Below are 25,982 nucleotides of genomic sequence, written 5' to 3'. Positions count from 1 at the left end.
CTTCCTGACCGGTGGAAGCCCCAATCCTAATCAACCACCCGGTTGGGCAACAGGCGGCCTGGGAAGCCGCTACGGCTTCTCGGCAGAGACGAAAACAGCGGTGAACGTCGCCGCAATATTGGGTTGCTCCGGCAGCGAACGACCGACCTGAGTCAGGTAATCACGGCCGGTCCGCGACTCGACGCGCCACTGGCGCGCCTTGAACCAGGCCGCCGGATCGCGGCGCTCGTCATCCGTGTACCACAGGTCGCCGGGGTCGAAGACGTTCTCGTCGCCGAGCCGCTGCCGCAGCTCCTCGGTCTTCACGCGGCGCTGCGCGTACGCTTCGCGAGCCGCGTCGTCGAAGCGGAAATCCTCGATGCAGGCCCGGCTGCCCGGCGCGCTGAGCGCGTCGATATCGGCGAACAGCCGTTCCTCGGCCTCTCCCGGCAGGAACATCAACAGCCCCTCGGCGAGCCACGCGGTGCGTTTTGCGGGATCGAATCCGTTGTCGCGCAAGGTTTTCGGCCAGTCATATCGCAGGTCGGCCGGCACCTCACGGCGCTCGGCCGATGGCCGCGCGCCGTGAGCAGCCAACGTCGCGGCCTTGTACTCCAGCACCTTGGGCTGGTCGACCTCGTAGACGACCGTCCCGGCCGGCCAGTCCAGCCGATATGCCCGCGAGTCCAGCCCGGCGGCCAGGATGACGTGCTGACGGATGCCGGCGGCGGCCGCCGCGGTGAAGTAGGCATCGAAGAAGTGCGTGCGCGCGGCCTGGTAGTTGATCATGTGCTGATGCAGGGCCACCAGCTCGGGATCGGCGGTGTACGTCGTCGACATCTTGGCGACCAATTCGGCCAATTCCGGGCCGTCGATCAGGATCTGCGCGAACTCGTCGCGGATCAGCGGCTGCTCGCCGGCCGTCTCGGCCGCGCGCGCGGAGGCCACCATGACGGCAGTCGCGCCGACACTGGTGGCGATGTCCCAGGTGTCGCCCTCGGTACGAGCGGTGCTCATGAGCGCTCCGCGGTGACGAATTGGGCGAACGCGTCCTTGTCGTCGGCCATCGGCACACCCTCGACCCAGCGGCCAAGCCGCCGCATCTCGTCGCCGGAATTCTGCGCCGTCGCCCGCCAACCGTGCTCGCTCAGCCAATCGGCGACGGCCGCGCGGTCCTCGTCGTGGTAGATCAGGTCCTGCACGTCGACGGTCCGCTCGAAGCCGAGCTCATCGGCCACGCGCTGGAATCGATCCCGCATCTCCTGACGTCGCTCGTCGGCATGGCTCGCCGCGGTTTCCACCGCGATGCGGCTACCCGGCGCGCTCAACTCGGTGATCTGCGCGAAAAGCCGGTCCTGGCCGTCGGCCGGCAGATACATCAGCAACCCCTCGGCCAGCCATGCCGTCGGCGCCGTGTGGTCGAATCCCTCGGCGCACAGCGCGGCCGGCCAGTCCTGGCGCAGGTCGATCGGCACCTCGCGCCGGTCGGCCGACGGCGTCACGTCGTGGGCCGCCAAGGTCGCGGACTTGTACGCGAGCACCTTGGGCTGGTCGATCTCGTACACCGTGGTCCCGGCGGGCCAGCCCAGCCGGTAGGCGCGCGAGTCGAGACCGGATGCCAGGATCACCACCTGCCGGATCCCGGCGGCCACTGCATCGGCGAAATACGCGTCGAAGAAATGTGTCCGCACCGCCTGGTAGCCGCGCATGTGGTGGAATACCGCGGCGGTTTCCGGGTCGAAGGACTCGACCTTGGCGACCATGGCGTCGTCGAGCATGGTCTCCCACACGCCGGTGCCGGCCTCGGTCACCAGCAGCCTCGCGTAGGGGTCGCGGATCAGCGGGCTTGGGCTGTCGGTTTCGATGGCTCGGGCCGCGGCGACCATCACCGCGGTGGTACCGACACTCGTGGCGATGTCCCAAGTGTCGTCGTGGGTGCGCAGTGTGCTCATGTGCTAGCCCTTTCGGGTTGATCAGGGGACGAGCCGCGCTCGTAGCAGGTCGCTGCTGACGGCCTCGTCGGCCAGGTCTTCGGGTATCGGCCGGCCATGCCGGGCCATTTCGTCGACGTTGTTCACCGCCTGCACCTGCCAGCCGTGGCCCGACAGCAACGACGCGGCATCGGCGCGGTCGGCTTCGCGGTAGGTCAGGATCTCGACGTTGATATCCAGGCCGAGGCCCCGACGCATCCGCGCCCAGCGGGCGCGCCGCGCTGCCCGGCGCCGCTCGTTGTCGCCCGAACCCAGGGTGAACGCCTCGACGGCGACCTGGCTGCCCGGCGCGCTCAGCGCGGTGAGGATCGCGAAGAGCCGGTCCTGAGCTTCGGCGGGCAGGTAGGGCAGCAGTCCCTCGGCCAGCCAGGCGGTCGGCTGACTGCGGTCGAAACCCGCGGCCGTCAGCGCGGCGGCCCAGTCGTCACGCAGGTCCACCGGCACTGCGCGCCGCGTCGCCTTCGGGGACGCACCGGCCGATTCGAGGGTCCCGGTCTTGTACTCCAGGACTTTGGGCTGGTCGATCTCGTAAACCGCGGTGCCTGCCGGCCAGTCCAACCGGTAGGCGCGCGAATCCAGCCCAGCGGCCAGGATCACCACTTGCCGAATGCCGGCCTCGGCCGCTTCCCGGAAATACTCGTCGAAGAAATGGGTGCGCACGGCCTGGTAATCGCAGGCCACCCGGTGCGCTCGTCGTCCGTGCTCGTCTTCGCCGATCCAGTCCAGATCGGGGCTGGCCAGCTGCGCCCACGCAGGCCCGGCCGACGACACCAACAGGTGGGCGAATTCGTCTCGGATCAGTGGATCAGCCGTCGCGGTCTCCACGGCGCGTGCCGCCGCGACACTCAAAGCGGTGGCGCCGACGCTTTCGGTGATCTCCCAGCTGTCGCCCTCGGTTCGAACCGAGTCAACTTCGTACAGATCAGTCATGGCGCGCACCATGTTACCTAATAGTTAGGCAACCTATATGGTGCTGTGCGCTACATCACTGCAGGCTTCTGGCCAGCAAACGCTGCAATTGGTCGGTGACGGTTTCGAGCTCCTGGCGGCTGCCGACAAAACCGGCGTAGAAGCCGATTCCCAACAGCACGGCGACAAGCGTCTCGGTCAGTGCCACGGCGTCGGTGTCGCCGGCCAGCTCGCCACGGGTGATCGCGTCGTTGATCGCCCACGACACAAAATCCCGGGTGCCGCGAACCGGGTCGGATTCCGGACGACTCAGGTCGGGCTTGCGCTGCGACTCCAACATTGCGGTGATCAAAAAGGCGGCCGCCGGCCGGTTTGCGGCGTCGGCGGCAATCGCCGCCGCGATGAACGCTGACAGCCGATCCAGCAGCGTCGTCTCGCGCCGGGCACGCTCGATGCTGGCGGTGACGACCACGTTGTTGGTCTCCTGCACCACCTCCCAGTAGAGCGCCCGCTTGTTGGAGAAGTAGTGATTGATCGCGGGGCGCGTCAGGTCGGCCCGGATCGCGATCGCCTGAAACGTGGCTGCGTCGTAGCCGCGTTCGCTGAACACTTCGCGAGCGGCGCTCAAGATGCGTCGACGGGTCTCGGCCGCCTTCGCTGCAGGGGGCCGCCCAGGTCCCCGACTAGCAGGATGCGGCACCCATAAATTGTGCCATAGGTCACATTTCAGGCCGCCGGCCGTGCCTATGCGGCATCAGCGCATCAGGTGGAACATGGCCGAATTTGCCGGCCTGGTAGTCCTCGAGCGCCTGGATCAACTCGCCCTTGGTGTTCATCACGAACGGCCCGTAGTGGAATACCGGTTCCCGAATGGGCTCGCCACCCAGGATGAGCACCTCCAGCGCCGGACGCCGCGACTCCTGTGATGGCTCGGCGGCCACGGTGACCCGGTCGCCGGGCCCGAGAACCGCCAGCTGGCCCTGGTGAATGGGGTGCCCGACGGGCCCGACCGCTCCCCGTCCGGACAGCACGTAGACCAACGCGTTGTGGCTGCGGTTCCACGGGAGGTTCAGCCGCGCGCCGGGCTCGATCGTGGCGTGGACCATCGTGATCGGCGTGTGCGTCACGCCCGGCCCGCGGTGACCGTCGATGTCCCCGGCGATGACGCGGACCAGGGCGCCGCCGTCGTCGGAAGAGAGCAGCTTGACGTCGCCGCCCTCGATGGCCTGATATCGCGGTGCGGCGAACTTGTCCTTCTTCGGCAGGTTCACCCAGAGTTGGACGCCGTGGAAGACGCCGCCGCTGTCCACCAGCTCGGCAGGTGGCGTTTCGATGTGCAGGATGCCTGAGCCGGCCGTCATCCACTGGGTGGCGCCGTCGGTGATGAGGCCACCGCCGCCGTGCGAATCCTGGTGGGCGAACTGGCCATCGATCATGTAGGTGACCGTTTCGAACCCGCGGTGTGGATGCCAGTCGGTGCCTCGCGGCTCGCCGGGCTGGTATTCCACCTCACCCATCTGGTCCATGTGCACAAACGGATCCAGCGCGGCGGCGCTGACTCCGGCGAACGCCCGGACGACGGGAAATCCCTCGCCCTCGAAGCCACGCGGCCCGGTCGTGATCGAGCGGACCGGGCGCTCGGTGTCGGCGGGGCCGGGCGGCGACACCCGCGGCAGAGCCAAGGTGTTTGCAGTTATAGCAGGCATACCCGCTATAACCGGACTGCGGTCCGATTATTCCCTGGGCGAGTTTCAGCCCTTGCGGCGGGCCGTCTTGGCCGCTGCTCGTTCGGTGGAAGATCCCTCGTGGGCCAGCTTGCCGCCGGCGTTCTCCAGGTGAGCACGGACAAACCACTGGAACTTCTCCAGCTCCGCGGCCTGGTCGATCAGGATGTCCTGGGTGACCGGATCGAGCTCCTCGGTTTCCTCGATGGCCTTGCGGGTGTCCTCGATAACGCCGTTGTAGACCAGATCCAGTGCGGCCAGATGTGCCTGGACGGTGTCGCGGCCCACCGAGTAGTCGTCCCACGTGCGGTCCTTGAGGATCGCGCCCGGCGTACCTTGCGGCGAGCCGCCAAGGGTCGCGATCCGCTCGGCCACCTCGTCGGCGTAGCCACGCACCAATTCCACCTGCGGGTCGATCATCTCGTGCACGCCGATGAAGTTGGGGCCAACCACATTCCAGTGGATGTGCTTGAGCGTCAAATGCAGATCGTTGTAGGTGCTCAGCTGCTTTTGCAACAGCCCGCCGACTTTGAGCGCCTGCTTTTCGGTCATACCGGGGATCGTGAACTGAGTCATGGCTGGTCTCATACCCGATGACCGCGCGGGGTAACCGTGCACGGCATCACAGGGCGCGGATGTCTTGGACCGGCAGCCGTGCGCCGCGGCGCGGCTCGTAGGCCAGTCCGCTGACCTCGAGCAGGCGGACCACCCGGTGGCGGTGCGGGCGCATGGGTTCCAGCAGTTCGATCATGTCGGCGTCCACGATCGGGCGGCCCAGCAACGTCCAGCCGATCATCTTGGGGATGTGGTAGTCCCCGACCGACAGGGCGTCGGGATCACCGAATGCCCGCTGCGCGGTCTCGGCCGCGGTCCACGCGCCGACTCCCGGCAGCGACGTCAGCGCGTCGCGAGCCTTCGCGGCCGGCAATGACGTCAGGCGTTCCAGTGCGGACGCGCGCTGTGAGCACCCGACGATCGTGCGGGCCCGGCCGGGGTCGACGTTGGCACGGTGGAACTCCCACGACGGAATGCGCCGCCACGCGTCGGCCGACGGCGGCACCCGCATCCGGGCCGGCGCGGGTCCGGGCGGCGGCGTGCCGAATTTGCTCACCAGCACTCGCCAGGAGCGGAACGAGTCCGCACCCGGTACCCGCTGCTCGAGCACCGCCGGGATGAGCGCTTCCAGCACCTGCCCGGTGCGGCCCAATCGCAGGTGCGGGACGCGCCGGTGCGCGGCGGCGACGGTCGGCTGGGACGGCAGGAAATCCGATGCGTCGTCTTCGGCGCCCAGCATCGCCGGCAGGGCGTCGAGGAACTCCTCGGCTCCGCCGCCCCATGCGCTGCAATCGACGGCGTTGCGGGCCGCGCGACGGATCCGCGCCGTCACGGGCCCGCTGCCCAACAGGCTGGTCCGCCAGATGGCGCCGTCGTCGTCGACCTGGAAACAGGGATCACGCGGACCTCGGCGTAGCGGCCAAAGAGTGAGCGCGGGGCTGACCACACCGGCGAACGTGACGGTGCGAGCGCTCTTGACCATCCGCTAAGTCTCCGTTGCGAGTGAGTGATCTTTAGTGGTCACGCGACTCGCACCCCATCTCGGGGTTGTTCAGCAGCCTTGCGGCTGCGTCCCTTCCGCGCTTCATCGCCACCCGCCCGGCTCGGCCGGGTCTTATGGTCGGCTCCACGCTTGACGGCGGCCCCAACTGGGCCGACGACGCTAAGGGTTTCCTCGTAGCGTGCGAGGTTGATCGCGGCGTTGTCATCACGTTGGTGGGTGAGCGAACAACCGGTGCATTGCCAGTGTTCGTCCCACCCGATGTCTTGAACATGCCCACATTCATGACAGGTTTTCGATGACGGAAACCAGCGGTCGGCGACCACGATCTGTGATCCGTACCAGCCGGTCTTGTAGGACAGGTGCCGGCGCGGGGTGCCTAACGCAGCGTCAGATAGTCCGCGGCGTCTGGCGCGGGCGCCCGGCAGGCCCTTCTGCCGCGCCATTCCCGCCGCGTCCAGGCCTTCGACAACGATGCGGCCGTGAGTTTTGGCCAATCTCGTTGTGAGGACGTGCAAATGGTGGCTACGGACATCGTTGACCCGGCGATGCAGCCGGGACAGTTCAATAGTGCGCTCACGATACTGGCGCGAACCTTTCGTGCAGCGTGACCGGGCACGACTGACATGCCGCAACTCTTTGAGCGCCGCGTCGAGCGGTCGTGGATTCGCCACCTGCTCAATGACATTCCCGTCAGCGTAGGCGACGGTGGCCAGGCGCCGCACACCGACGTCGACACCGACCCGCGAATCTGGACGGGCGACATGGGGTTGTTGGGGGCGTTGCACCAGCACCCGCACGCTCGCATCCAGCCGGCTACCGTTGCGGCGCACGCTGATGGCCAGCACCCGCGCCCGCCCTTTCGCGATGAGCCGTTCAATGCGGCGGGTGTTCTCGTGGGTACGCACACAGCCGATCACCGGAAGCGTCAAGTGCCGGCGGTCGGGCTCCACGCGCATCGCGCCGGTCGTAAACGACACTCGATCGGCGTCGCGACCCTTTTTCTTAAACCGCGGGAACCCGACGCGTTTCCCGGCCCGCGTGCCCGCGCGCGAGCTCTGCCAGTTCCAATACGCCTCCACCGCGCCGCCGATCCCATCGGCGTAGGCCTCCTTCGAGCATTCCGGCCACCACACCTGCCCGGTCTCAGCGTTGACACACACCTCGTCTTTAGCCTGATTCCAGCGCTTCCGCAGCACCCGCAGCGAGGGTTTCTCCGTCTCTAGACCACCGTTGCGGTACGCCGACAGATCGGCCTTGAGCGTGGCGACGGCCCAGTTGAACGCCTTACGGCGGGCGCCGAAATGTCGCGCCAACGCGCGAGCCTGGTCCTCTGTCGGGTCGAGCGTGAACTTGAATGCCTGTACACAGCATCCGTCGGGAATCTCGAACTTCGCCACCTCAAGCCGCCTCGCACTCATCAGCAGCGGCAGCGGTGATGGCACACTTTGCCCGGTTGGCAGCAGCGCGCTTGCCGCAGAGGCGAGCGCACATGCCGGTGAGGATCTCGGTCATATCCCCCACCAGGTCGTCGTCGACCTCGGCTGAGACGACCACAACCAACTCCCGGGCCCCTGCCACATCATTCACCGGAATCAGCCCACCTGCTCGTTGCGCCGCAACAGGCAACCGCCCGAGCGAAACCAGCCATACGCACTCACCCGCGCAACACCGTCGCGCTCAGCCCACGTCGCGAGATTCATACACCTGTTCCTACAGCACACCACCGACAAACACCGACCACTCAAAACGCAACAGCTGGCAACCCCCGGCCGGCGGATCATTGACCGCCATCTGTCTTCCACGAAAGGATGGCGATGTGTCTACCACGCCCTTCGATGACCCACAGGCCGAGCTGGCGTGGATGTTCCTGCAATGCCTCAGTGAAGGCGGAGATGTCGACGAGTGTTTCGGGCTGCTGAGCGACGACTTCACCTACTGGAACAACACGACCCGCAATTCGGTCGACAAGGCGGGGCTGCGGCGAGAGGTCGAGCGGCGCAGAAGCCGGGTTGAGATCAGCCTCGAGCTCATCCGATGTTTCAACGACGGCGAGAGTGTGGTGGTCGAGGCGCAGGCCGACGGGACGACAGTCAACGGCGTGCGCTATGACAGCCCCTACGCGTTCATCGTCGACACCCGCGACGGGCTGATCGTGTCGGTGCGGGAATACAGCGACACCCGACTCGCGGAGCAGGTGTTCGGCCCGGCCTAGTCGGGCTCGATGCTGATTTCGGCTTTGTTGGGGTAGAACGCGACGTGGCCGCCGATCGCGGCGACCGCGGGATACGGCTGCTCGTAGGTCCAGATCGCGTCCTCGACGGTCTCGCCGGCGGCGGTGGTCACGCTGTAATAGCTGGCTTCGCCCTTATACGGGCAGTAGCTGCTGGTGTCGGTGCGGCTCAACAGGCCTTGCACCACATCGTCGAATGGAATGTATTGCACCGCAGGCAGAGTCGATTCTTGCAACTGCAGCGCGGCGCGTGTCTCGGCGACGACCTCGCCGTTGACCCGCACCACGACCCGGCCCTGGGTCGGGGTGATGGTGATCGGATGTTCGGTGCTGGGTTCCAGAACTGGCTTGCTCATTGCAACTGCAACAGCCGCAGGCGCTAAAGATTCCCGAATGCGTAGCGGTGGTACTGCGACATGCTGGCTACGGGTGAAACCAGCGACATCGCCTTGCCCAGCAGCCGGGCGGAGCGCGGCAACAGGGCGAACGTTTCCGACTCGAACCATCGCTGCCAGGCCAGCAGGCGTAGCCCGGGCACCGCCGCAAGGATCTCGTCGGGCCCGTTGATGCCCCACTGCAACCGGGATCCCGATCGGCGTACCACGGTGTTGAGCCACTGCGACTTGATCCCGAGCCCATTGAATGCGTCGAACTGCAATTCGCCGGAGCTGAAACGCTCCACCACTCGGCGCAGCAGCGCGATGCCGTCCTGCTCGGTGAGGTACATCGTCAGGCCTTCGCCGATCATCAGCACGGGGCGATCGTCGGGGATCCCGGCCAGCCAGGCCGGATCGGTGACCGACGCGGCGACCAGATGATTGTTGTCGCGGGTCGGCAGCAATTGTTTGCGCAACGCGATGACGTCGGGATAGTCGATGTCATACCAATCGACGCCCGCAGCGGGCTGCAGCCGGAAGAAGCGGCTGTCCAGCCCACAGCCCAGGTGCAGGACCAGGGCCGCCGGGTGCACGGCGAGAAACTGGCGGGCCCAGATGTCGAAGTGTGCCGTGCGGGTGGTCACCGACGGCGCACGGCGCGCCGTGATCGTGGTCCGCTTCCAGTCGTAGTCGATCCGCTCGACGATCTGTTTGGCGTACCGGTCGTTCAGTACCGGGGTTTCGAAATCGGCGTCCAGCGCCTTGGCGTACAGGGTCGCCAGCATGGTTTGCGGCGCCCCGCTCAGGTCGACATGGATCCGTTCGGTCGTCACGCCGGTTCACCGGCGGGCGCGCTCTTCCCCTTGGCGTTCTTGAGTTCGGCCCAGAACCGCGCGGCCTCCCGGATGGATTCCTCGACCGGCCTTGGCTTCCAACCGAGTTCGCGGGTGGCCTTGCCGTGGTCGACCTCGGCTTCGGCACGCATCATCCGCACCGAGGCGAGGCTGAGTTCCGCGTCTTTTCCGGTCAGCCGCGCCCGCAGGCTGCCCAGCGCGCCGAGTGCGTAAAGCACCGGCACCGAGATCGATCGCCGCGGCGGCGGCACACCGACTTCGTCAGCCGCGATCTTCACGACCTCCTTCAGCGGCATCATTCGCTCCGAGATGAGGTAGCGCTCCCCGTTACGGCCGTGCTCGGCCGCCAGCAGCAGCGCCCTGGCCGCGTCGTCGACGCCGACGACTTCCAGCTGGATGCCGTTCATCAGGAACGGAAGCTTGCCGAACACCGCGCCCGCGATGAAGGCGCCGTGCGGGGTGCGGCCCCAGTCGCCGCTGCCGTAGGTCGTCGAAACGCACAGCGCGACGGCGGGCAGGCCGGCTTCCGTCGCGTAGCGCAGCACCATGTCCTCGGCCTGAACCCTCGATTCGACATACGGAGTGAGCCGACGGCGGTCGATCGGGTCGTCTTCGGTCGCGACGTGGCCATGCCGCCGACCCACGGTCGCGTAGGTGCTGGTGAAGACGAACCGGCGCAGCTCGGCGTTCTTGGCGACCTCGAGGACGTTGCGCAGTCCGTCGACGTTGGTCCGAAAAAGCGGCGCGGGGTCTTGCAGCCACGCCCGGGTGTCGACCACGCAGTAGTACACGTCATCGCAACCGGCCATCGCCCGGCGCACGGTGGCGGTGTCAAAGACGTCGCCGTCGAAGCGGGTGACGTCCAGATCGTCGATGCTGCGTGTGTTGGCGGTCGGGCGCACCATGGCCCGCACGTCGGCGCCCGCGGCGACGAGTTGGCGGGTGACATGCGAGCCCAAAAAGCCGTTGGCACCGATGACCAGCTTGGGTGCGCTCATGTTGATCCTCCGTATTGGTGCATCCAGCGGGCGGCGTCGTCGTCGAGTGTGCCCAGCGCCTCGGCCTTCTTGCACCACTTCATCGCCGCGCGGGCGAAGCGCAGCGGGTTGTAGATGTCCTCTTGCCGGCACCACAGCCCGTCGCCCGCGTAGGTGATGATCGAGATGTTCGTCGCGCTGATGATGGTGCCGTCGCCCGGGTCGACCATTGGGTTGTCCAGTTCGCAGATGATCCGCGCTGTGGGCTCGTCGATAACCTTCCACAGCGACGGAAACGCGGTCATGTGGCTGCCGGGAAACGTCGTCATCGTCTTGCGGATCCAGGCGCGCACCTCGTCGCGGCCCTTCATGGTGCCGGCCGCATGCTCGATGTAGTCGACGCCCGGCGTGTACTGCTGCACCCAGGTGTCCCAGTCCCTGGTCTCGGCGGCGCGGGCCACCGTCTGCTCGAAACTCTCGAACGCGGCAGCCAATTCGCTTCGGCTGAACGCGGGGCTCGTCACCCCAAAACTAGAACACGTTCTATTGAGTGACACAAGCCCACATCCGAACGCCATAATTGACTAATGGCGAACTACAGCAAGGCGATCCTGGCCGGTGGCTGCTTTTGGGGCATGCAGGACCTGATCCGCAAGCAGCCCGGAGTGGTGTCGACCAGGGTCGGTTACACCGGCGGCGAGAACGCCAACGCCACCTACCGCAACCACCCTGGGCACGCCGAGGCCATCGAGATCGTCTACGACCCGGCGCAAACCGATTACCGCACGCTGCTGGAGTTCTTTTTCCAGATCCACGATCCGACCACGAAGAACCGGCAAGGCAACGACGTCGGGACCAGCTACCGCTCCGCGATCTTCTACCTCGACGAGGAGCAGAAGCGGATCGCGTTGGAGACAATCGCCGACGTTGAGGCCTCCGGCCTGTGGCCCGGCAAGGTGGTGACCGAGGTCAGCCCTGCCGCAGACTTCTGGGAGGCCGAGCCCGAGCACCAGGACTACCTGGAGCGCTACCCCAACGGGTACACCTGCCATTACGTGCGGCCCAACTGGAAGCTGCCGCGGCGCGCGGCTGCCGACCGCTAGCGGCTAGGACCGGTTGGCGACTGCCAGGCCGGGATCTGCCGACAGCTGGAATGCCGCACGCATCGCTTCGACGTCGCCGGCGGCACCGTCGAACTTCCACCGGCGCAGCGCAGCTTTGCGTTCAGCGGCGGTGCCTCCGAGGCGAGCGGTGATCAGATCGGCCGCGCTCGCGGTCACCGTGACCGCCGGCGGGCCGTGCGGGGCTGCCAAGCTTCCGCCCGCAACCGCGAATTCGAAACGGCGACCGTCAATTTCGATCCGGTAGGTCGCAAACAGTTCGCCGACGCGGGCGGGGTCAATGCCCAGCAGAATTCCGGCGAGGAAGCCGTTCAACGGCGTGAGCGCGCTGTCGCTGGGTTCCAGCAGGTCTAGTCCGAACGTGGCGACTTCCCTGATCACCGGCGGTACCTTGCGCCAGCCCTGCTCGCTGAGCGCGTAGACGGTGCGGGCGATGGGCGGCGGCAGCTCCGTCCGGTCGACCAGCCCGGTGTCTTCGAGATCCCGCAATCGATCGGCGAGCAGGTTCGTGGCGATGCCGGGAAGGGCCGCGCGCAGGTCACCATAACGGCGCGGACCGCCGAGAAGCTCGCGCAGGATCAGCAACGTCCACCGCTCGCCGAGGACGTCCAGCCCGCGCGCGACGGGGCAGTTCTGGTTGTAGTTCCTGGCAGGCATATCACCAGCATAACCTGCATGCACTTGTTTTTCAACTTTCTACTTGATTTGTTTGTCTCTTTGGTTTAGTGTCGCGTCCATGATTACTTCTCACCGCCACCCCGTCGTCGCTCTTGCCGTCATCTGTTTGAGCGTTTTCGTGATCAGCGTGGACGCCACCATCGTCAACGTCGCCCTGCCCACGCTGTCGCGGCAACTGAACGCCGACACCGCGCAACTGCAGTGGATCGTCGACGCTTACACCCTTGTCATGTCCGGGCTGCTGCTGTCGGTCGGCAGCCTCAGCGACCGGTACGGCAGGCGGGGCTGGCTCAGCGCCGGACTCGCCCTGTTTGCCATCACCTCTGCCGTTGCGGCACAGGTGGATTCGGCCAACGCCCTGATCGCGGCGCGCGCCGCGATGGGCGTCGGTGCCGCAGTGATCTTTCCGACCACGTTGGGCCTGATCACCAACATCTTCACCGACCCCGTCACGCGGGCCAAGGCCATCGGCGTGTGGGCGGCGATGGTTGGTGTCGGCGTCGCGGCCGGACCGATGACCGGCGGCTGGCTGCTCGAGCACTTCTCCTGGGGATCGATCTTCCTGGTGAACGTGCCGGTCGCAGCGGCGGCCATCGTCGGGGGCATCCTTTTCGTACCGACCTCGCGCGATCCGGCCGCTCCGAAGGTCGACATCCCCGGGCTGATCCTGTCGGCCATCGGAGTGACCGCGCTGGTCTATACCGTCATCGAGGCGCCCAACTGGGGCTGGACCAGCCCGCGGGCCGCGACCGGCTTCGCAGTCGCCACGGTTGTCCTCGCCGCTTTTGCATTATGGGAGCGGCGCAGCTCGCACCCCATGCTCGATGTGTCGGTGTTCGCGAACCGCCGATTCTCCGGCGGCAGCCTCGCAGTCACCGCAGGCTTTCTCACCCTGTTCGGATTCATCTTCGTCATCACGCAGTACTTCCAATTCATCAAGAGCTACAGCGCATTCGAGACCGGTGTGCGGTTGCTGCCGGTCGCCGTGTCGATCGCAGTCGCCAGTGCGCTTGGCCCACGGATTGTGGAGTGGATCGGCACCACGGCGGTCGTCGCCGCGGGCCTGGCTGTTTTCGCGGCCGGGCTGGCATGGGCGTCCACCGCCGATGCCGCAACGCCCTACGTCGAGATCGCCGCACAGATGGTGCTGCTGGGTGGCGGCCTCGGCCTGACGTTCGCGCCGGCCACCGAGGCGATCATGGGGTCGCTGTCCGCCGACAAGGCCGGAGTGGGCTCCGCGGTCAACGACACCACGCGCGAATTGGGCGGCACTCTCGGCGTCGCGATCGTCGGCAGTGTGTTCGCGTCGGTGTACTCCGGTCGTATCGGTTCCGCGGACGCGCTGGCGGCGCTTCCCGGCCACATCCGGTCCACGATGGAACACTCGATGGCCGCCGCTTACAACGTCATTGGGCACTTGCCCGCGGAGCAGGCCGCCGGCGTCCGCGCTGCCGTCAACCACGCCTTCCTGGACGGCATGCGGGTCGGCTCACTGGTGTGCGCCGCTATTGCGCTGGCCGCGGCGGTCGTCGTCGCGGGATTGCTGCCCGCACGGGCGCGCCGAGCCGCAACTGAGATCACCGAGCAGGCCGAATCGGCGCCTGCGGTCGCGTAAGGAAAAATTGTGCAACACAACGAGATTCCCGACACCGCCTATACGAACACGTGGACCGGCGGACGCGGTGAGGTCGCATACTTCACCCGATCCGACGGGTCGCGGCTGCGCTACCTCACCGTCGGCAGCGGCCCCCCGCTGGTGCTGCTGCATACCGTGCGCACACAACTCGACTACTTCCAGCGAGTCATTCCACTGCTGTGGGACTCGTACACCATCTACGCGGTGGACCTGCCCGGCATGGGATGGTCCGACATCGTGGCCGACGCCAAATACGAGGAGCCCGATCTGCGCGCCGCGGTGGTCGAGTTCGTTGCCGGCCTCGACTTGTACGGCGTCACACTGGCCGGTGAATCGATGGGGGCCGCCATCGCGCTGTCCGCGTCGATTGACCTGAAGGAGAGGATAACCCGCGTTGTCGCGTTCAACAGCTACGACTATAAAGGCGGACTCGAGCGCGGCAATTGGCTCGCCCGGCTTATCGGGACATCCACCCGGTTGCCGGGTTCCGGGGCGGTCTTCGCCAGAATGGAAGTCCGACCGCTGCTGCTGCGAGTGATGCGCGGCGGCTTCGTGGACCCGAGCAAGCTGCCGACCGAGTTTGTCGTCGAGCTTCGCCGCAGCGGCGGGCGGAAGGGCTACCCAAGGGTTGTCCGCGCGATCATGCGCAGCCTCAAAGGATTCGTCGACGCACGACGTCGCTACGCGGAAGTGCCCGTGCCGGTCACGCTGATCTACAGCGAACACGACTGGTCGCACCCGTCGGAACGGGAGTACGTCGCGGGCCTCCTGCCGCAGGCGCAACGGATCACTCTGCCCGGCTGCGGCCACTTCTCGGCTTTGGAACGCCCCAGCGAAATGGCCCGGATACTGGGCGATCTCGCTAAACTTCAACAAGGAAGTGGTGCATGATGGCGGAAAAGAACGACACGCGTTCATTGACTGCGCTGCGCATCGCGCTCGTGGTCATCGGCCTGATCTTCATCTTCGGGATCTACCCGCAGACCATCATCTGGCCGTCGGGTTGGAGCTGGGGGCACGGATCCTCGCACTACCTCGCGATGATTATCGGTATCTATGCCACCCTCGGCGTATTCCTGCTGATCGCGGCGCGCAATCCGCTGGCTCACCGCAGCTTGATCTGGTTCACAGTGGTCTCGAGCGTGGTCCATGCCGGGATCATGGCGGCCCAAGCGATTGGTGATTCCGCTGAGCGCGGCCACCTTACGGGCGATGTGCCCGCGCTGCTGGTCGTCGCGGTTGTACTTGGGTTTCTCATGCCACGCGCCGTCGAATCGCGCCAACCTGTAACTCCCGCTTAGCCTTCCCCTCGCCGCTACCTTTGCGGGCCGACGACACGCGCTCGAATCGTGTTCTCGCCGAACCGCTCACGGATTTTCAACCCGAAAGAAGTAGAAATGAACAACACCCAGATCCAGACGCAGTACTCGACCGGCCTATCCCGGCGCAACATCGAGCAGGCGCTCATTGACGCCGGAAAGGACCTCGACCACCTTCCGCCAGCGGACCTCTGGCTGCTCGAGGACTTCCACACGATGGGTCGCATCGCCACCAGCCAACTGGTCGACCTGCTCGGAATCACCCCAGAGCACGAAGTGCTCGACGCCGGCACCGGGATTGGCGGCACCGCCCGCTACGTCGCCGACCACTGCCACTGCCGGGTCACCGCTGTCGATCTGACCGAGGACTACTGTGAAACGGCCGATTGGCTCAACCGGCTTGTCTCGTTGGACAATCAGATTTCGGTTCGCCAGGCAGACGTCACCGAACTGCCATTCGCCGACGCCACCTTCCAGGTCGTCTTCAGCCAACACGTGCAGATGAACGTGGCGGACAAGTCTCGTCTGTACCAGGAAGCCCGCCGGGTACTCGGCCACGGCGGCCGGCTGGCCATATGGGACATCACCGCGGGCGAGGACGGGGAACTCGACTATCCGCTGCCATGGGCCGACCAACCCGGCATCAGCCACCTGGTCACCGCCGACCGGTTGCGCGCTCTCATCGAATCCTCGGGATTCACCGTCGAGCATTGGAACGATCTCACCGATCAGGCGAGCGCGACGATGCAAACGCTGCTCACCCTGCCTCCCACCCCCCTCGGCCTGCACGCTTTCGTCACAAACTTTGAGCAGAAAGCCAAGAACCTCACCCGAGCCCTCACCGACGGACGGCTGCGAGCTATTCAGGGCATCGCACGAGCAACCACACCGGTGAGCGGCGGTCGTTAGCTGCCGATAGCGCGTAACTGGTACAAGCCGCGGGTGGTGGCGACCGTCTGACCGTCGCTGTCGGTCACTACGGCCTCCAGCGTGAAGTCGGCCTTACCCCGTTGGGCGGCTTCGGCTTCGACCCGCGCGATCGTGTCCTCCTCGAGGCTGGCTTCTGCACGCACGTCGGATTTGGCCATCGCGACGAAATCGATGTCGAGCTTTTTGACCAACGGGAAGTACTTGGCTCTATCGAACGTGATCAGCGGAATGATGCCGCCGAGAACTTCGGCGACCGTGAACAGCACACCGGCATAGATGACCCCGAAGTGGTTCCCGTTGCCTTCGGCCGGCACAGTCGTCGCGGCGAAACCGGGCCGCGCCTCGACGACTTTGACACCCATCTTTCCTGCGATCGGGATGGTGGACGCCATGGCGCCGTTCATCATCTCGACGAGTTGGTCTCCGCTTGGGGCAGTCATGACCGCCGATCTTAGCGGCGATGCACCACGATCTTGCCGCCGTCCTTCGGAGTGAAGGCGACACCGCGGGAGTGCCATTTCTCGTCAGCAGCCGTGGTGGTCTCGATGGTGAAGTGGCGCAACACTGTTCGCAACACCACGTCCATCTCCATATTGGCGAACACGGCCCCCACACATCGCCGGGCGCCACCTCCGAATGGAATCCACGAGAACGTCGACGGTTTGGCGCCGATGAAGCGCTGCGGGTCGAAGCGGTCGGGGTCGGGAAACGCCTGAGCGTCGGCGTGCATTTGCGCGATGCTGACGATGATCGAATATCCGCGTGGAATGGCCCATTCACCCAGTTTGAAAACCGGTACTTCGACGTGACGACCGGCGAAGTCGATGACCGTCCTGGCCCGCTGCACTTCCAGAATCGCGGCCTGGCGCAGCTCGTTGTCATCCGTGTCGGCCTCGGCGACCAGCGCATCGAGCACATCAGGATGCCGGCTGATCCGTTCGAACGCCCAGCCCAAAGTGGCCGCGGTGGTCTCATGCCCGGCGGCCAGCAGGGTCAGCAGCTCGTCACCGATGTCCTTGCGGGACATGGCCGAACCGTCCTCGTAGGTGCTGCGCAGCATCAGCGCCAGCACGTCGGCCCGATCCTCGAAGTTGGGATCCGCCAGCTCGTTCTCGACCAGCTTGTCGACGATGCTGTCGTAGCGACGCCGCCACACTTGCATCCGCCCCCACGGGGTGTAGCGGCCGTAGGTGCGGGACGGTTTGGGCAGCGCGGCCAATCGGGAGCCCAGCGTGACCCACGGCGGAATGAGCCGGCGCAGCTGATCGAGCTCGCCACCTTCGGCACCGAAGATGGCCCGCAGGATGGCATTGAGCGTGATCCGCATCATCGACGGCATCGTCGCGAACGGCACGCCCTCCTGCCAGCCGGCGATCTCCCTCAGCGTCTCCTCTTCGATGATGTGCTCGTAGTTCTTGATGCTCTTGCCGTGAAACGGCGGGGCCAGCAATCGCCGCCGACGCCGGTGGTCGTCGCCGTCGAGCGCAAACACCGAGCCGGACCCGAACAGCCGGCTCAGGTTCGGCTTGATGTTGCCGAGATCCTCTGGGCTGGTGGTGAAAACCTGCTTGGCCAGCTGCGGGTCGGCGACCACCACAGTCCGTCCCCACACCGGAAGGGTGACGGCGAAGGCGCTGCCATACCGGCGCGCCAGCCGCTGGGTGGTCCAACGTCGCGAAACGAAGAAGGTGAGACCCAGAAGCGGCTTCGGAATTCGCACCACCGGGGGCAGGTTGACGGCGAGTGGCGCAGTGTCGGCTTGGGTGTCGATGGCGCTCACGGAAAATGCACTCCCAACATCGATGTGGTACCGCGCAGTACCATTGCCTATCCCGGTACGGTACTCTTTGGTACCAAGCGCTGGCAAGGGTTCTATCCCGTCGGAAGGAGGCGCTTGGTGACAACCGTCGCTGGCGATGCGTCTTCGGTCGACGCGGTCGATATCGACCCGTTCCGCCGCCGGCTGCTCGACGGCCTCGCCACCTCGATCGGCGAGCGGGGATACCGCGCCACCACCGTCGCGGACATCGTCCGTCACGCGCGCACATCTAAGCGCACGTTCTACGGCCATTTCCCGAGCAAAGAGCAATGCTTCCACGAGCTGCTGCATGCGGACGTCGAGAAACTGGCCGCCAAAATCCGCGCGGCGGTGGAACCGGATGCGGACTGGCAGCTTCAGATTCGTCAGGCCGTCGAGGCCTTCGTCGGCCACATCGAGTCCCGACCCGCCATCACGTTGAGCTGGATCCGCGAGCTGCCGTCTCTGGACGCCGCCGCACGTCGGCACCAGCGCCAAGACCTGCAGCTGTTGACCAGTCTGCTGATCGACCTGAGCGGCAGTGCCGGATTCCAGCAGGTGGGCCTGCCGCCGTTGACCCGGCCACTGGCGGTGATCCTGGTGGCGGGCCTACGCGAATTGACCGCGCTCGCCGTCGAAGACGGGCGGGACGTGCGGGAGATCGTCGAACCCGCCGTGGACGCCTCGGTGGCACTGCTCGGGCATCGGCACTGAAAGGTCAGCGCCGGCAGTCCCGCACGCATACGCTCGTCGAAGACGTCGGACGATCTTGGAGGAATGCCATGCGGTTATCGACGAGAAATCAGCTCAGAGGGACTATCGACGAGGTCGACCTGGGCAGTGTCATGGCCACCGTCAAGGTCCGCCTCGACGGCAGCGACCAGGTGGTGACGTCCTCGATCACCAAGGAGGCGGCGCAAAATCTCGATCTCAAGGTCGGTCAGCCGGCGACAGTGTTCATCAAGGCGACAGAGGTGACCATCGGCGTCGACTGAACGCCGATGCTGCTCAGAGCTTGAGGAAGGCGCGCAGCCGGTCCAGCACCAGATCGGGGCGCTCTTCGACGATCCAGTGGCCGACCCCGTCGACGTACTCGATCTCGAAATCGCTTGCCCGATTGCCGTATCCGCGCAGCAGGCTCGGCGTGATCACCGGGTCACCCATGCCATGCAGCCAGCGCACCGGCACGTCGACGCGAGCGTCATCGAATTCGCCGCGCAGCCAACGCAGCATCTCGATGGTCTGGAATGTGCGGTACCAGCGCGACCCGGCGACCGCATGCCCGGGTTGACGCATGCACGCGCCATACATGTGGACGTCGTCGTCCGACGGCGTGAATCCGGCGCCGACCCACGACATGAGCATCCGGGGAAAACGGGCATTGGGATCGGAGATCATGCGGGGACCGAGCACCGGAAGCATGATCGGGATTTGATACCAGAACCGCCACATGTGCCGGACCATGTTCAGGTCGCGGTTGACCCAGGGCGCCACGGTGTTGACTCCGAAGAATCCGCTGACCTTCTCGGGGTGGCGCAGCATCATGATGAACGCGACCGGCCCGCCCCAGTCGTGGGCGACCAGCTTCACCGGTCCGACGTCGAGCCGGTCCAGGACGGCGGCCAGGTCGTCGGCCATGTCGTTCTTGAGATAGCGCGAGCGGGGCGCCGAGCTCCAGCCCGCCCCGCGCAGGTCGGGACAGAGCACCCGGTAGCCGTCGGCGGCCAGCGGTCCGATCAACGCATGCCATTCCCACCAGTTCTGCGGGAAGCCGTGCACCAGCATCACCGCCGGCCCGTCTGCGGGTCCGGCATCGGCGACGTGGATCGTGACACCTTCGCCCAGGTCGATGAACTTGTGCTCGACGCCATCCAAGGCGGGCATATCAACCATGAGCCGATAGCCTAGGCCGTCACGCTCGTCGAGATTGCGTGTAGGGTCGTGATTTCGCGAAAATTACGACCCTGAGCGCAATTTCAGTGCAACGACGCCCTCACGCGGCGACCAGCTCCGGCTCCTCGGCATCGCTCGACTTCTTCGGCGGTAAGGCCAGTTTGACGATCTTGCGCACCACGGTCGCGAATTGTCGGGGCAGCGGGCCCGAGTTGTACGGGATGCCGTAGCGCCGGCAGATCTCGCGCACCGCGGGTGCGATTTCCGCGTAACGGCGGGCGGGCATGTCCGGAAACAGGTGATGCTCGATCTGGTGCGACAGGTTGCCGGACAGCAAGTGGAAGAGCTTGCCACCGGTCAGGTTGGCCGACCCCAGAATCTGGCGGAAGTACCACATGCCGCGTGACTCGTTCTGGGTCTCCTCGACGGTGAATTCCTGTGTGCCGTCGGGGAAGTGGCCGCAGAAGATGATCATGTAGGACCAGATGTTGCGGACGAGGTTCGCCGACATGTTGCCGGCGAACACCAGCGGGGCGAATGGCCCTGCCAGCAACGGGAATGCGACGTAGTCCTTCAGCATTTGCCGACGGGTTTTGCGCCAAATGCCTTGCAGGATCTCGCGTTTGTCGGCCAGCCGGATCTCGCCGGCCCGGATGCGTTCGGTTTCCAGTTCGTGCAGCGCGACGCCGTATTGGAACAGCACCATCAGCAGGAATGCATAGATCGGGTTGCCCAGGAAGTACCGCCCCCAGGGCTGGTCCTCGCTCATCCGCAGGATCCCGTAACCGATGTCGCGGTCCATCCCCACGATGTTGGTGTGGGTGTGATGCATGTAGTTGTGCGAGTGCCGCCATTGGTCGGCGGGGCAGGCGGTGTCCCATTCGAAGGTGCGCCCTGAGATCGCCGGGTCTCGCATCCAGTCGTATTGGCCGTGCATGACGTTGTGGCCGATCTCCATGTTGTCGAGGATCTTCGATACCGCCAACATCGCGGTACCGGCCAGCCAGGCCGGCGGCAAGATTCCGGCGAACAGCAGTGCGCGCCCGCCGACTTCGAGCGTGCGCTGCGCCTTGATGACGCGGCGGATGTACTGGGCATCCTCTTCGCCGAGGTCTGCCATCACGCGTTCCTTGATGGCGTCGAGTTCACGGCCGAACGCCTCGGCCTGCTCTGGAGTCGTTGTGATTTGCGGCTGCGACATGCTAGCTCCTCCCTAGAGGGCGATGTCGACGTCGCCGACGGGCACGGATACGCAGATCTGTACGTCCTCGTCGGGCCCGGTCGACACCGCGCCAGTGGTCAGGTTGCGCACGACACCGCAGGTTTTGCGGCGCGTGCAGGTATGACAGATGCCCATCCGGCATCCGCTTTCCGGCCTGAGGCCCGCGGATTCGGCCTGCTCGAGCAGCGGGCGGCCATCGTCGACGACGTCGATACCGCTGTCCGCGAAGGTTATTCGGCCGCCGGACGATTCCGCGGGCAGATCGAGCGTCGGCGCCACGAAGCTTTCGGTGTAGACATTGGAACAGTGCTCACGGACGGCGTCGACCAATGCCGGTGGACCACAGACGAATACGGCATCCGGTGACGGCATGGCCGCGGCCAGGTGTTCCGCCCCGAAGCGGCCTGCGAGGTCGCCGCCACCGGCTCGGGTGTAGCCGTGCAGCACCCGCACACCCGGCAGCTGGGCGAGCTGGTCGCGGTAGCAGGCCTCGGCCGGGTTGCGTGCGTAGTGCACGAACGCGATTTCGCCGGGGTGGCCTTCGGCGACCAGCGTGCGCAGCATCGCCATCACGGGCGTGATGCCGCTGCCACCGGAGACGAACAGAATCCGCCGGGGCCGCGGGGTCGGCAGCGTGAAGTCGCCGCCCACGCCGGCCAGGCCGACCACCATCCCGCGTCGCGCACGTTCATACAGGAAGGTCGAGATCAGCCCCCCGTCGTGATGCCCGATCGTCAGCTCGAGGTACGCGGCGCCCTCGGCATTGGCCGGTGAATAGCAGCGGGTATGCCGGCGGCCGTCGATCTCGACGGTGAGGTTGACGTACTGGCCGGCCCGCACGGTGTCGCCGAATGCGTCGTTGGGCGCCAGCACGAGGGTGACGCTGCGCGGGGTGGTCCGGCGCACGTCGATCACCTTCGCGCGGGGCTCCCCGAGCGTCCAGGTGGGCGCCAGCAGCTCGGTGTACCGGTCGACGCCATGCGGGCCGGTGAGCAGGTCGACCAGGTCGGAACCCAGCACCCGCTTCTTCAAAGTCTGAGTGGCCATTCCAGTGAACATATGTACACCGTGCGTGACGCAGACGCTGTTCGTCAAGGATTTCCGCAGGTCTGTGGTAGGGTTCACACAGTGAACAGTCGTACGCCTAGCTCACGATCGCGCCGGTCGGGCCACGGCCGTACCCGCGAGAGCCCGTCTCGCGAGGAGCGCAAGGAGGCGACCCGACGGGCCATCGTCGCTGCCGCACTCAAGCTGCTCGACGACCGCAGTTTCAGCGGCCTGAGCTTGCGTGAGGTCACCCGGGAGGCCGGGATTGTGCCGGCGGCGTTCTACCGTCACTTCGAGTCGATGGAGGCCCTCGGGCTGGTCCTGATCGACGAGTCGTTTCGAACCTTGCGCGACATGCTGCGCGGCGCCCGCAGCGGCAAGCTCGACCCGAATCGGGTGATCGAGTCGTCGGTGGAGATCGTGCTCGCCAGCATCACCGAACGACGGGAGCACTGGCGCTTCATCGGCCGGGAGCGCTCCAGCGGCGTCACTGTGTTGCGCTATGCGATTCGCACCGAGTTTCGCCTGCTTACCTCGGAGCTGGCGACCGACCTGGCCCGGTTCCCGGGCCTGAACGCCTGGAGCACCGACGACCTCAACGTGCTGGCGACCCTGTTCGTCAACTCGATGATCGTCATCGCCGAGGCGATCGAAGACGCCCAAAGCGCCGAAGCGCTCGAAGAGATCCGGCGCACCGCGGTCAAGCAGTTGCGGATGATCGTGATCGGTGTCAACGGCTGGCGCAGCAGCCTGTGATCGCCGGGGCGATGATGGTGCAATGGCCATCAAAATGCGGGATCTGCTCGGCAGCGCGCTGCCGTCGCTGCGCTACGAACCCACCGACAAGCACCTTCGGGTCTACCGGGCCGGCCACCTCGTCGCCGACACGCGCAGCGCTTGGCTGGTGTGGGAGCCGGGCCGGGTGGTCCCGACGTACGCGGTGCCGGAATCCGATCTCGTCGGGCAGGCGGACGACGAGGGCGCGGCATGGCGAAGCAACGACCCTGATCTGGCCGGCTACCTGATCCTCGACTTCAACGCGTTCGAGTGGCGCGAAGAAGACGAGCCGATCGTCGCGCATCCACATGACCCGTTCAAACGCATCGACATACTGGCCAGCACCCGGCACGTCCGGCTGGAGTGGAACGGCCGGCTGTTGGCCGAGTCGTCCCGCCCGGTGCTGTTGTTCGAGACGCTGCTGCCGGTTCGCTACTACCTGCCGCGCGCTGATGTCGTCGTCGACCTCGAACCCAGCGACACGGTCAGCTACTGCGCCTACAAGGGCCGGGCGTCGTACTTCTCGGTACCCGATGGCCCAGCAGATGTGGCCTGGACCTATCAAGACCCGCTGCGCGAGGCCGACCCGGTCACCGACCGTGTCGCGTTTTTCAACGAGCGGGTAGACGTGATCGTCGACGGCCAGCGCGAGCCACGTCCGGTCACGCCGTGGTCGGACTGACCGGCAAGCTGGCCGACATCACCGGGCCCGGGATCACCGACCGGTGGGGGGTGACCTGCGCCGACCTTGGAGCGTCGATAACCGCACCCAACGGCACACTCGTGTCGGTGTTCGGAGATACCTTCTCCGGCAACGAGGTTGGCCGCGGCGACTGGCGCTCACCGGTGATCCTGATCGGCGACGGTGACGCCAGCCACCCGATCGTCTATCAGCGTGCAGGCGGTCCCGATCCCGACTACGCCGGCCAGCTGTGGCGCTATACGCATCGCAATGTCGCGCCGGGGCGGGTGCGCCGCGGCATCAGCACGGTGATCCCGTCGGACTTGCTACGGGTAGGCGACGCGATCTATCTGCACGCGATCGTCAACCGGGGTTTCGGCAACGTCGTCTGGACCGAGATCTGGCGATCGGACGACAACGGTGTCTCGTGGCGGTATCTGGGCGAGAAGGCGAAATTCTCGGCCGGACTGCATGACGGTCACGCCCAATGCTGGTCATGGGATTACGACCCGGTCGACGGCTGGGTTTATGTCGTCTCCACCGGTTTTCAGCGCGACAAGGGGATCATCCTCAAGCGCGTCCGCCCGGAGCACATCGGCGATGTGCGTGAGTACTCCGGGTGGGGCTATGTCGACGGTCGCTGGTCGTGGGATAACGAACCCAGCCCGATCACTCCGGCCGGCGAATCCTGGGGTGAGCTGTCATTGCGGCGGCTGGCGGAGGGGAAGTGGATCCTGGGCGGGTTCCTGTCGTCGAAATATGCATTGGGATACCGGATCGTCAAGTCCCCCACCGATATACACGATGCGCCGCTGCAGTTGCCGGTCGTCGGGTCGGCGTGGGAGGCCGAAGATCACGCCAACAACCGGGTCGCCCAGCTCTACGGCGGCTACGTCCTTCCGGGCTCACGGCTGGACCGCGCCGGTGGCGTCGGCCTGGTGGTCTCGCAGTGGAACACCGCGCGGGGCTGGCCTTACCGGGTGATGCAGTTCCGGGCGACGCTGCGTGACACGACGCGTTCGGGTCGCGCCAAACCTGACACCGTGAACCTCTGAGCCTTTACTCGTCGACGACGTCGTACAGCGAGTCGCCGTCCTCTGGAGTTCCGTCCACTTGACCGCGGTGCACGCGGCTTGGGCGTTCCTCCTCAGGGACCGCGTCGCCGAGCACATCGGGTTCCTCGGCGGCCAGCCTGTCGTCGAGCGATTCGCCCTCTTCCTCTTCGCTTCCGGTCACCCCGAACCTGTCGGCTTCGCTCCAGCCATCCGGCGGATCGACGACGATGTCGCCGTCGTCGTTGCGCAGTTCGTCGGAGTCGGTGGACTCAGCCGGGTTCAGGGTGTCGCCAGGGCCGCCTTCTTCGGGGACATCAGCCATGGACAATCGGTTGCCCGTCGAGTTTGGTCGCTAAACGCTGACGGCTGCGCATCGAGTGTGCGTTCAGGGGTTTCGAGTGTGCGCCGTAGGCGGAGGCTGCCGGCGTGTCGCCGCCCTGTACGCACAGTCGAGCCAACCGAGGCTAGAAATTCAGCGGGTAGCCGCCGCTGACCTTGAGGGTTTCCCCGGTGATGAACGACGCCTCGTCCGAGCAGAGGTACAGCATCGCCGACACCACGTCGTCCATGGTGCCGAGCCGGTGTACCAGCTGCCGCTCGCGGACAATGTCGTCGACGAGCGCACTCGGCAAGTCGGCAAGCGCGTTCTCGGTGTTCATCAAGCCGGGGGCGATGCCGTTGACCCGAATCCGGTCGGCCGACAGTTCGGACGCGAACGCGACGGTCAAACCGCGTACCGCGAGTTTGGATACCCCGTACGGGCTGATGTTCATGAAGCCGGCCATCGAGGAGATGTTCAGCACCACGCCGCCACCGCGCTCGCGCATCGAATCGCGGCATGCCAGAGTGCAATTGATGACACCGATGACGTTCACGTCGAACAGGCCCCGGATGTCGGCGCGAGAGAGCATCCCGAAGGGCTGGTTGTACTTCGTCAGGTGACGGCCGGCATTGTTGATCAGGATGTCGATGCCACCGAAGTTCTCGATCGCGATCCCGACGGCGGTGTCGACCTGCTGCTCGTCAGCGACATCACAAGCCACCGCAATCGCCTGGGCGCCTTGCGCGGTCAGCTCGGCGGCAGTGCGATCCGCCATCTCGGCGTCGATGTCGAGGATCGCGACCTTGGCGCCCTCACCGGTCAGTCCCCGCGCGAAGGCACGCCCTAAGCCGACCGCACCTCCGGTGATGACCGCGGTCTTCCGGTGGAATCGCACCGGCCAAC

At 66.0% G+C, this 25,982-nt stretch carries 31 protein-coding genes and 1 pseudogene; 11 read left to right on the top strand and 21 right to left on the bottom strand.

Annotation, left to right across the window (positions count from 1 at the left end):
• Positions 1-69 precede the first annotated feature (69 nt).
• From AWC06_RS18040 to AWC06_RS18000, 9 genes and pseudogenes are all read right to left on the bottom strand, one after another.
• Complete coding sequence (locus tag AWC06_RS18040; RefSeq protein WP_085199355.1) at positions 70-996, bottom strand: SAM-dependent methyltransferase; 927 nt, start codon at positions 994-996, stop codon at positions 70-72.
• Positions 993-1,931: a class I SAM-dependent methyltransferase gene (locus tag AWC06_RS18035; protein ID WP_085199354.1), complete on the bottom strand. Its 939-nt coding sequence runs from the start codon at positions 1,929-1,931 to the stop codon at positions 993-995. Before AWC06_RS18035 ends, AWC06_RS18040 begins: the two co-directional genes overlap by 4 nt.
• Before the next feature lie 21 nt (positions 1,932-1,952).
• Positions 1,953-2,900 carry a class I SAM-dependent methyltransferase gene (locus tag AWC06_RS18030; protein ID WP_085199456.1) on the bottom strand — a complete coding sequence of 316 codons (948 nt, stop codon included), beginning with the start codon at positions 2,898-2,900 and terminating at the stop codon, positions 1,953-1,955.
• Positions 2,901-2,955: 55 nt separating this feature from the next.
• Complete coding sequence (locus AWC06_RS18025) at positions 2,956-3,579, bottom strand: TetR/AcrR family transcriptional regulator (RefSeq protein WP_085199353.1); 624 nt, start codon at positions 3,577-3,579, stop codon at positions 2,956-2,958.
• A 19-nt stretch (positions 3,580-3,598) separates the two neighbouring features.
• Complete coding sequence (locus AWC06_RS18020; protein WP_085199352.1) at positions 3,599-4,585, bottom strand: pirin family protein; 987 nt, start codon at positions 4,583-4,585, stop codon at positions 3,599-3,601.
• A gap of 45 nt (positions 4,586-4,630) precedes the next feature.
• A complete protein-coding gene (locus AWC06_RS18015) occupies positions 4,631-5,179 on the bottom strand; it encodes a Dps family protein (RefSeq protein WP_085199351.1) in 549 nt (182 codons plus the stop codon).
• Positions 5,180-5,225: 46 nt separating this feature from the next.
• Entirely contained in the window at positions 5,226-6,140 is a 915-nt protein-coding gene (locus tag AWC06_RS18010; RefSeq protein ID WP_085199350.1) for a DNA-3-methyladenine glycosylase family protein, read from the bottom strand.
• A 38-nt stretch (positions 6,141-6,178) separates the two neighbouring features.
• Positions 6,179-7,558, bottom strand: a complete 1,380-nt coding sequence (gene tnpB, locus AWC06_RS18005) for an IS607 family element RNA-guided endonuclease TnpB (RefSeq protein ID WP_085199349.1) — start codon at positions 7,556-7,558, stop codon at positions 6,179-6,181.
• A gap of 1 nt (position 7,559) precedes the next feature.
• Positions 7,560-7,861: pseudogene (locus AWC06_RS18000) on the bottom strand (hypothetical protein).
• A gap of 161 nt (positions 7,862-8,022) precedes the next feature.
• On the opposite strand from AWC06_RS18000, the gene AWC06_RS17995 reads away from it, so the two are divergent.
• Positions 8,023-8,373 carry a nuclear transport factor 2 family protein gene (locus AWC06_RS17995; protein ID WP_085199455.1) on the top strand — a complete coding sequence of 117 codons (351 nt, stop codon included), beginning with the start codon at positions 8,023-8,025 and terminating at the stop codon, positions 8,371-8,373.
• Here the strand turns inward: AWC06_RS17995 and AWC06_RS17990 are convergent.
• From AWC06_RS17990 to AWC06_RS17975, 4 genes are read right to left on the bottom strand one after another with little or no spacing between them, the layout of a single operon-like run.
• On the bottom strand, positions 8,370-8,747 hold the full coding sequence (locus AWC06_RS17990; protein ID WP_085199348.1) for a DUF427 domain-containing protein: 378 nt from the start codon (positions 8,745-8,747) through the stop codon (positions 8,370-8,372). The two genes, AWC06_RS17995 and AWC06_RS17990, sit on opposite strands and share 4 nt — an antisense overlap.
• 23 nt (positions 8,748-8,770) lie before the next feature.
• Positions 8,771-9,586 carry a class I SAM-dependent methyltransferase gene (locus AWC06_RS17985; protein ID WP_085199454.1) on the bottom strand — a complete coding sequence of 272 codons (816 nt, stop codon included), beginning with the start codon at positions 9,584-9,586 and terminating at the stop codon, positions 8,771-8,773.
• A gap of 11 nt (positions 9,587-9,597) precedes the next feature.
• Entirely contained in the window at positions 9,598-10,620 is a 1,023-nt protein-coding gene (locus AWC06_RS17980) for an NAD-dependent epimerase/dehydratase family protein (RefSeq protein ID WP_085199347.1), read from the bottom strand.
• Complete coding sequence (locus tag AWC06_RS17975) at positions 10,617-11,123, bottom strand: nuclear transport factor 2 family protein (protein WP_139820108.1); 507 nt, start codon at positions 11,121-11,123, stop codon at positions 10,617-10,619. The genes AWC06_RS17980 and AWC06_RS17975 overlap by 4 nt, the downstream gene beginning before the upstream one ends.
• Before the next feature lie 63 nt (positions 11,124-11,186).
• On the opposite strand from AWC06_RS17975, the gene msrA reads away from it, so the two are divergent.
• On the top strand, positions 11,187-11,702 hold the full coding sequence (msrA, locus tag AWC06_RS17970; RefSeq protein ID WP_085199345.1) for a peptide-methionine (S)-S-oxide reductase MsrA: 516 nt from the start codon (positions 11,187-11,189) through the stop codon (positions 11,700-11,702).
• A gap of 3 nt (positions 11,703-11,705) precedes the next feature.
• On the opposite strand, the gene AWC06_RS17965 is transcribed toward msrA, so the two are convergent.
• Positions 11,706-12,377, bottom strand: coding sequence for a winged helix-turn-helix transcriptional regulator (locus tag AWC06_RS17965; RefSeq protein ID WP_085199344.1), 672 nt, complete (start codon positions 12,375-12,377; stop codon positions 11,706-11,708).
• A gap of 79 nt (positions 12,378-12,456) precedes the next feature.
• On the opposite strand from AWC06_RS17965, the gene AWC06_RS17960 reads away from it, so the two are divergent.
• From AWC06_RS17960 to AWC06_RS17945, 4 genes are all read left to right on the top strand, one after another.
• Positions 12,457-14,013, top strand: a complete 1,557-nt coding sequence (locus AWC06_RS17960; protein WP_085199343.1) for an MFS transporter — start codon at positions 12,457-12,459, stop codon at positions 14,011-14,013.
• Between the two features lie 9 nt (positions 14,014-14,022).
• The gene (locus AWC06_RS17955) at positions 14,023-14,925 is read left to right on the top strand and encodes an alpha/beta fold hydrolase (RefSeq protein ID WP_085199342.1); all 903 of its coding nucleotides are present in this window, start codon (positions 14,023-14,025) and stop codon (positions 14,923-14,925) included.
• Positions 14,922-15,335, top strand: coding sequence for a DUF6632 domain-containing protein (locus tag AWC06_RS17950; protein ID WP_085199341.1), 414 nt, complete (start codon positions 14,922-14,924; stop codon positions 15,333-15,335). The genes AWC06_RS17955 and AWC06_RS17950 overlap by 4 nt, the downstream gene beginning before the upstream one ends.
• A gap of 96 nt (positions 15,336-15,431) precedes the next feature.
• A complete protein-coding gene (locus tag AWC06_RS17945) occupies positions 15,432-16,262 on the top strand; it encodes a class I SAM-dependent methyltransferase (RefSeq protein ID WP_085199453.1) in 831 nt (276 codons plus the stop codon).
• Here the strand turns inward: AWC06_RS17945 and AWC06_RS17940 are convergent.
• Together AWC06_RS17940 and AWC06_RS17935 are read right to left on the bottom strand one after the other, a co-directional pair.
• On the bottom strand, positions 16,259-16,723 hold the full coding sequence (locus AWC06_RS17940; protein ID WP_227371010.1) for a PaaI family thioesterase: 465 nt from the start codon (positions 16,721-16,723) through the stop codon (positions 16,259-16,261). The two genes, AWC06_RS17945 and AWC06_RS17940, sit on opposite strands and share 4 nt — an antisense overlap.
• 11 nt (positions 16,724-16,734) lie before the next feature.
• The gene (locus AWC06_RS17935; RefSeq protein ID WP_372458036.1) at positions 16,735-18,054 is read right to left on the bottom strand and encodes a cytochrome P450; all 1,320 of its coding nucleotides are present in this window, start codon (positions 18,052-18,054) and stop codon (positions 16,735-16,737) included.
• 126 nt (positions 18,055-18,180) lie between these two features.
• On the opposite strand from AWC06_RS17935, the gene AWC06_RS17930 reads away from it, so the two are divergent.
• Together AWC06_RS17930 and AWC06_RS17925 are read left to right on the top strand one after the other, a co-directional pair.
• Positions 18,181-18,795, top strand: a complete 615-nt coding sequence (locus AWC06_RS17930; protein ID WP_139820107.1) for a TetR/AcrR family transcriptional regulator — start codon at positions 18,181-18,183, stop codon at positions 18,793-18,795.
• Between the two features lie 68 nt (positions 18,796-18,863).
• The gene (locus tag AWC06_RS17925) at positions 18,864-19,076 is read left to right on the top strand and encodes a TOBE domain-containing protein (protein WP_085199339.1); all 213 of its coding nucleotides are present in this window, start codon (positions 18,864-18,866) and stop codon (positions 19,074-19,076) included.
• A gap of 13 nt (positions 19,077-19,089) precedes the next feature.
• On the opposite strand, the gene AWC06_RS17920 is transcribed toward AWC06_RS17925, so the two are convergent.
• The 3 genes from AWC06_RS17920 to AWC06_RS17910 form a co-directional block, all read right to left on the bottom strand.
• Entirely contained in the window at positions 19,090-19,974 is an 885-nt protein-coding gene (locus tag AWC06_RS17920) for an alpha/beta fold hydrolase (protein ID WP_085199338.1), read from the bottom strand.
• A gap of 100 nt (positions 19,975-20,074) precedes the next feature.
• Positions 20,075-21,175: a fatty acid desaturase family protein gene (locus AWC06_RS17915; protein WP_085199337.1), complete on the bottom strand. Its 1,101-nt coding sequence runs from the start codon at positions 21,173-21,175 to the stop codon at positions 20,075-20,077.
• A gap of 12 nt (positions 21,176-21,187) precedes the next feature.
• The gene (locus AWC06_RS17910) at positions 21,188-22,255 is read right to left on the bottom strand and encodes a ferredoxin reductase (RefSeq protein WP_085199336.1); all 1,068 of its coding nucleotides are present in this window, start codon (positions 22,253-22,255) and stop codon (positions 21,188-21,190) included.
• 69 nt (positions 22,256-22,324) lie between these two features.
• Between AWC06_RS17910 and AWC06_RS17905 the strand changes: the two genes are divergently transcribed.
• Genes AWC06_RS17905 through AWC06_RS17895 form a run of 3 tightly spaced genes read left to right on the top strand, consistent with a single transcriptional unit; the run spans position 22,325 to position 24,757 of the window.
• The gene (locus AWC06_RS17905) at positions 22,325-22,999 is read left to right on the top strand and encodes a TetR family transcriptional regulator (protein WP_085199335.1); all 675 of its coding nucleotides are present in this window, start codon (positions 22,325-22,327) and stop codon (positions 22,997-22,999) included.
• A 22-nt stretch (positions 23,000-23,021) separates the two neighbouring features.
• A complete protein-coding gene (locus AWC06_RS17900; RefSeq protein ID WP_085199334.1) occupies positions 23,022-23,702 on the top strand; it encodes a DUF427 domain-containing protein in 681 nt (226 codons plus the stop codon).
• Positions 23,690-24,757 (top strand): glycoside hydrolase family 183 protein, encoded by a 1,068-nt coding sequence (locus tag AWC06_RS17895; RefSeq protein WP_085199333.1) that lies wholly within the window; start codon positions 23,690-23,692, stop codon positions 24,755-24,757. The genes AWC06_RS17900 and AWC06_RS17895 overlap by 13 nt, the downstream gene beginning before the upstream one ends.
• A 4-nt stretch (positions 24,758-24,761) precedes the next feature.
• On the opposite strand, the gene AWC06_RS17890 is transcribed toward AWC06_RS17895, so the two are convergent.
• Together AWC06_RS17890 and AWC06_RS17885 are read right to left on the bottom strand one after the other, a co-directional pair.
• Positions 24,762-25,085, bottom strand: a complete 324-nt coding sequence (locus AWC06_RS17890) for a hypothetical protein (RefSeq protein ID WP_211281988.1) — start codon at positions 25,083-25,085, stop codon at positions 24,762-24,764.
• Between the two features lie 136 nt (positions 25,086-25,221).
• The gene (locus AWC06_RS17885; protein WP_085199331.1) at positions 25,222-25,974 is read right to left on the bottom strand and encodes an SDR family NAD(P)-dependent oxidoreductase; all 753 of its coding nucleotides are present in this window, start codon (positions 25,972-25,974) and stop codon (positions 25,222-25,224) included.
• Positions 25,975-25,982 lie beyond the last annotated feature (8 nt).

The sequence above is a fragment of the Mycobacterium fragae genome, from assembly GCF_002102185.1.
Classification (GTDB): domain Bacteria; phylum Actinomycetota; class Actinomycetes; order Mycobacteriales; family Mycobacteriaceae; genus Mycobacterium; species Mycobacterium fragae.
Note: the sequence above shows the minus strand (reverse complement) of the source record. Positions and strands in the feature narration are given on the sequence as shown.